The organism is Dietzia massiliensis, from assembly GCF_018390595.1.
Lineage (GTDB): Bacteria > Actinomycetota > Actinomycetes > Mycobacteriales > Mycobacteriaceae > Dietzia > Dietzia massiliensis.
Window position 1 is genome coordinate 1 of the sequence record NZ_JAHBAV010000298.1, and the last position, 371, is coordinate 371.

General features: G+C 48.5%; 1 protein-coding gene. It reads right to left on the reverse strand.

Annotation, left to right across the window (positions count from 1 at the left end; all coding sequences use genetic code 11):
* On the reverse strand, positions 1-371 hold a 371-nt coding region (locus KHA85_RS20600; RefSeq protein ID WP_272875196.1), incomplete at both ends, for a glycoside hydrolase family 3 N-terminal domain-containing protein.

Below are 371 nucleotides of genomic sequence, written 5' to 3' on the forward strand. Positions count from 1 at the left end.
GTATTGAGCAGTGTCGGTTCTTTTTGCAAACGCTCAAGCGCAACCAAGGCAGCAGGGCGGTCATTACACAATAATCCCATATCGCAACCTGCTGTTAAAGCAGCCGCAATACGGTCACCTGCGTCACCTGCAACATGTGCCGCTTTCATCGACAGGTCATCGGAGAACAATACCCCATTAAACCCTAATTTGCCACGGATAATTTGTTGCAGCCAAATCGATGAAAACCCTGCAGGTTTGTTATCAACTGTGCTAAATACCACATGAGCGGGCATGAGCGCATCTAGTAGCGGCTTGTTGCGAATAAATGGCTGCATATCGTATTGGCGAATCTCATCATAACTGCGCTCATCGGTGGCATCGTCCACATG